Origin of the sequence: Microcystis sp. LEGE 08355, from assembly GCF_015207185.1 — a bacterium.
GTDB classification, from domain to species: domain Bacteria; phylum Cyanobacteriota; class Cyanobacteriia; order Cyanobacteriales; family Microcystaceae; genus Microcystis; species Microcystis panniformis.
Genome location: NZ_JADEXI010000461.1, coordinates 1 through 3,749 on the forward strand (window position 1 = coordinate 1; position 3,749 = coordinate 3,749).

Here is a 3,749-nt window from a genome sequence, read left to right on the forward strand (position 1 = left end):
TGGTAAAACTGCCAATTTAATCTCGATTTGGTCATTCTCGATGTTAATCTAGCGGATAGTCTCGAATTTGACCTACTCTACATCTCTACACAGTTCTTAACTGGAACGAGTTTGATCCCTAGGAGATTGACTTTCTTCTAATTCAGCTTTGATTTTTACCGAGTCTTCAATCTGCTCGGCCTCTCGCTTAAATTCACTTTCAAATTCCTTGGATGCTTCTTGAAATCCTCGAATCGTTTTGCCTAAACTGCGACCGATTTCTGGTAATTTTTTCGGTCCGAAAACTAGCAGGGCAATCAAGAGAATTAACCCCATTTCCGGCAATCCAATCCCCAAAATATTCATGTTTTTGCTCCTAATAAAAAACTCGCGGTGGGCAATAACCCACCTGCCAAAGTCCGAGGGATAATTCTGCCGCCAAAAATGGCGACGAGATTGTTGGAATCTGCTTACTGACCCCAATCTACATTAAATCCTTCTAAAATTAGGGAGGAGTTGTAGATCTGTAAAATAATCAGCAAAAAGACTAAAAACAGAGCCATAAAAACTCCCATCAGCAAGGTAGTTCCCCAACCGGGAGAAACTTTACCATATTCCGAGTTGAGGGGACGAAGGATTTCACCTAAGCGTGTACGCTGTGCCATAAGTTACCAAGAAAGATCTGTAAATGATAATTTTGTATTGATCCGTAATTTGACGAACTGCCAACCGGTCAACCCAGTGAGATAAAATCTACTGCTGTTGCCAGTGGAGCTTTTTTGGTCTAATTCCGAACGGAATCGTTTTTCGCCTGCCCTGCCACGCCCACAAGAATCTGCAAGCGCCTACAGTACGGGAATTATTCTAACATTGTTTGGTGATCTTCTCAGGATTTAGGAGATGGTCGATGGGAGTTGGGGTGATTTTTCAGTTATCAGTAATCAGTTATCAGTTATCAGTCAGGAGTTAGGGTTGGGGTGATGGGGGAGAAGGGAGAAAAAGCTGATCAGTGGTCACTGATCAAGTCTCCTTCGGTGCTATGATCGAGGATGTAAAGTTTTATCAACACTAACTTAAACAAGCTCTCAAGAGAGCATATAAAGAACCACAGATGGCTTACACACTTCCCCCTTTACCCTACGATTACACTGCCTTAGAGCCTTGTATCACCAAAAGTACCCTAGAATTCCACCACGACAAGCACCACGCCGCTTATGTCAATAACTATAACGGTTTGGTCAAAGATACGGAACTCGATGCTCTCTCTTTAGAAGAAGTTATCGTTAAGGTTGCCGGTGATGCCTCTAAAGCTGGGGTTTTCAACAATGCCGCCCAAGCATGGAATCATAGTTTTTATTGGGACTGCATGAAACCGGGTGGTGGCGGTGCGCCTACCGGTGCTTTAGCCGCTAAAATTAACGCAGATTTCGGTAGTTTCGAGAAATTTGTCGAAGCTTTCAAAACTGCGGGCGCTACTCAATTCGGTAGCGGTTGGGCTTGGTTGGTTCTCGATAACGGTACTCTCAAAGTTACCAAAACCGGCAACGCTGACAATCCTTTAACCGCCGGACAGGTTCCCCTCTTAACTATGGATGTGTGGGAACACGCTTATTATCTCGACTACCAAAATCGTCGTCCCGATTACATCAGCGACTTTTTAACCAAGTTGGTTAATTGGGATTTCGTGGCTGCTAATTTAGCAGCGGCCTAAAAATTTAGCTCAGTTAATCCAGTTATCAGTTATCAGTTATCAGGGATTGGGGAGCAGGGAGAAACCATCCATAGGTTGGGGGTTAGTCTTACTATTAAAATTGGCAAATCTCTCTAACATTAATTATCCTTAAGTATAGATAACTAGAAAAAACTTTTTTAACATCGATCGCGCTTGTTGCACAATGGAACAAACTGTCAGTTGGATTATTCCCCGTCATCCCCGTCCCGATTATCCCCTGTTTGTATTTTTACCCGGAATGGATGGCAGCGGCCAACTCTACCATCGTCAGATTAAAAACCTTGCTCCTTACTTCGATCTGCGTTGTTTGGCGATTTCCCCGCAATATCTCGGCGATTGGGAGGAATTAAGCGATTGCGTGATTGCTTTATTGGCACAGGAATTAAAGGGACAATCGAGAAAAGTCTATCTCTGCGGTGAGTCTTTTGGTGGCTGTTTAGCCTTGAAAATAGCGACAAAATCACCAAAATTAATTAAAAAACTGATTTTAATTAACCCCGCTTCTTCTTTTAATCAAAGACCTCTTTTAAGCTTGGGAATCGGTATCACCCAGATAATGCCCGATTTCATCCACGGCAGCTCGGCACTAACTATTTTACCCTTTCTCGCCGCTCTGGGTCGAATATCCAGGGAAGATCGCCGCTCTCTCCTCAAAGCCATGCAATACGTCCCACCGAAGACGATTAGCTGGCGTTTATCCCAGTTACAACGGTTTCAGGTTAGTGCCAGCGAGTTAAAAGATCTGCAATTGGAGGTGTTAGTGATAGCCAGTCAAGGAGATCGACTGTTACCATCGGTAGCGGAGGCTAAACGCCTAATTCAGCAGTTACCCGCCGCAAAATTAACGATTCTGCCCAATAGTGGTCACGCTTGCTTGCTAGAAACCGATATTCACCTCAAAGACATTCTCCATCACCATGCTTGTCTCCCCCGAAGCTTACCCGCAAAAAGTCACTGAGGATGGTTCTTATACCTTTTTTTCGACCGAATTCGGCGAATGTTATCATTCTACCTCCGGGGCAAGGGAAGAGGCTGAGAAAAAATTTATCCTCTCCAGTCGTCTGGCAGCGAAAGCAGACCAGAGCAATAATCTGAAAATTCTTGACATTTGTTACGGCTTAGGGTATAATGCCGCCGCAGCCTTAGCGGCCATTTGGCAAGTTAGGGGGGATTGTCGGGTAGAATTATTAGCTTTGGAAAGCGATCGAATGGTTCCCCTAGCAGCTATTAGAGAAAATCTCTTAAATAGTTGGAGTCAACCAATTCCCCAATATTTAAACGATTTTGCCCATAATCACCGGCTAGACTTGCCTAATCTCACCGCTAAACTGTTAATCGGGGATGCGCGACAGACGATAACCAAGGTGATTGAGGCGGGTTTTCAAGCAGAGGCAATTTTTCTCGATCCCTTTTCCCCGGGTAAATGTCCGCAACTGTGGACGGTGGAGTTTTTAGCTTTAGTGGCCAAATGTCTGAGTCCGACGGGTTATTTAGTCACCTATTCCTGTGCTGCCTCGGTGCGAAGGGCTTTACAATTAGCAGGATTGCAGATTGGAGCCACCGATAGCGTCGGACGGCGATCGCCAGGGACAATAGCCAGTTTTTTGTCCTTACCCCCATCTCTATCGGCACAGGAACGGGAACATCTGCAAACTAAAGCCGCTATTCCCTATCGAGACGCGACTTTAACCGACCCAGCCGAAGTTATCATACAACGTCGTCGCAGCGAACAGGCTCTCTGTGATTTAGAACCGACTAGCCACTGGAAAAAACGTTGGCAAAGATCGTTTAATTCGATCGAAATCTCGGAATGAGATTAATGTAGGTAAGTAAGTAGTTATAACCCACATTCCGCACCCTCAACTGTCACATAAGCTGTCCCCCTCCAGAGACTTGAGTAAAAATACTTAGCTGGTGAAGATTTTCTCGGTGGCCGTTAGGGGGAGCTTGAGACCCCTAATTATGAAAAAATAGGAATTGTTGGAAAACTTAGGCAGTGGGCTGTTCGACCATGAATCAATCAACAGAAATTGAAGTC

General features: G+C 44.7%; 5 protein-coding genes. 3 read left to right on the forward strand and 2 right to left on the reverse strand.

Features of this window, described 5'->3' with window-relative positions; all coding sequences use genetic code 11:
* Positions 1–96 precede the first annotated feature (96 nt).
* Entirely contained in the window at positions 97–345 is a 249-nt protein-coding gene (locus IQ242_RS19155) for a TatA/E family twin arginine-targeting protein translocase (protein ID WP_193961060.1), read from the reverse strand.
* Positions 346–449: 104 nt separating this feature from the next.
* Positions 450–644, reverse strand: coding sequence for a photosystem II reaction center phosphoprotein PsbH (psbH, locus tag IQ242_RS19160; RefSeq protein ID WP_002736544.1), 195 nt, complete (start codon positions 642–644; stop codon positions 450–452).
* A gap of 446 nt (positions 645–1,090) precedes the next feature.
* Between psbH and IQ242_RS19165 the strand changes: the two genes are divergently transcribed.
* From IQ242_RS19165 to IQ242_RS19175, 3 genes are all read left to right on the forward strand, one after another.
* Positions 1,091–1,690, forward strand: a complete 600-nt coding sequence (locus IQ242_RS19165) for a superoxide dismutase (protein ID WP_002765257.1) — start codon at positions 1,091–1,093, stop codon at positions 1,688–1,690.
* A gap of 184 nt (positions 1,691–1,874) precedes the next feature.
* Positions 1,875–2,669: an alpha/beta fold hydrolase gene (locus IQ242_RS19170; protein ID WP_052276789.1), complete on the forward strand. Its 795-nt coding sequence runs from the start codon at positions 1,875–1,877 to the stop codon at positions 2,667–2,669.
* Positions 2,629–3,525 (forward strand): tRNA (5-methylaminomethyl-2-thiouridine)(34)-methyltransferase MnmD, encoded by an 897-nt coding sequence (locus tag IQ242_RS19175; RefSeq protein WP_193961061.1) that lies wholly within the window; start codon positions 2,629–2,631, stop codon positions 3,523–3,525. The genes IQ242_RS19170 and IQ242_RS19175 overlap by 41 nt, the downstream gene beginning before the upstream one ends.
* Positions 3,526–3,749 lie beyond the last annotated feature (224 nt).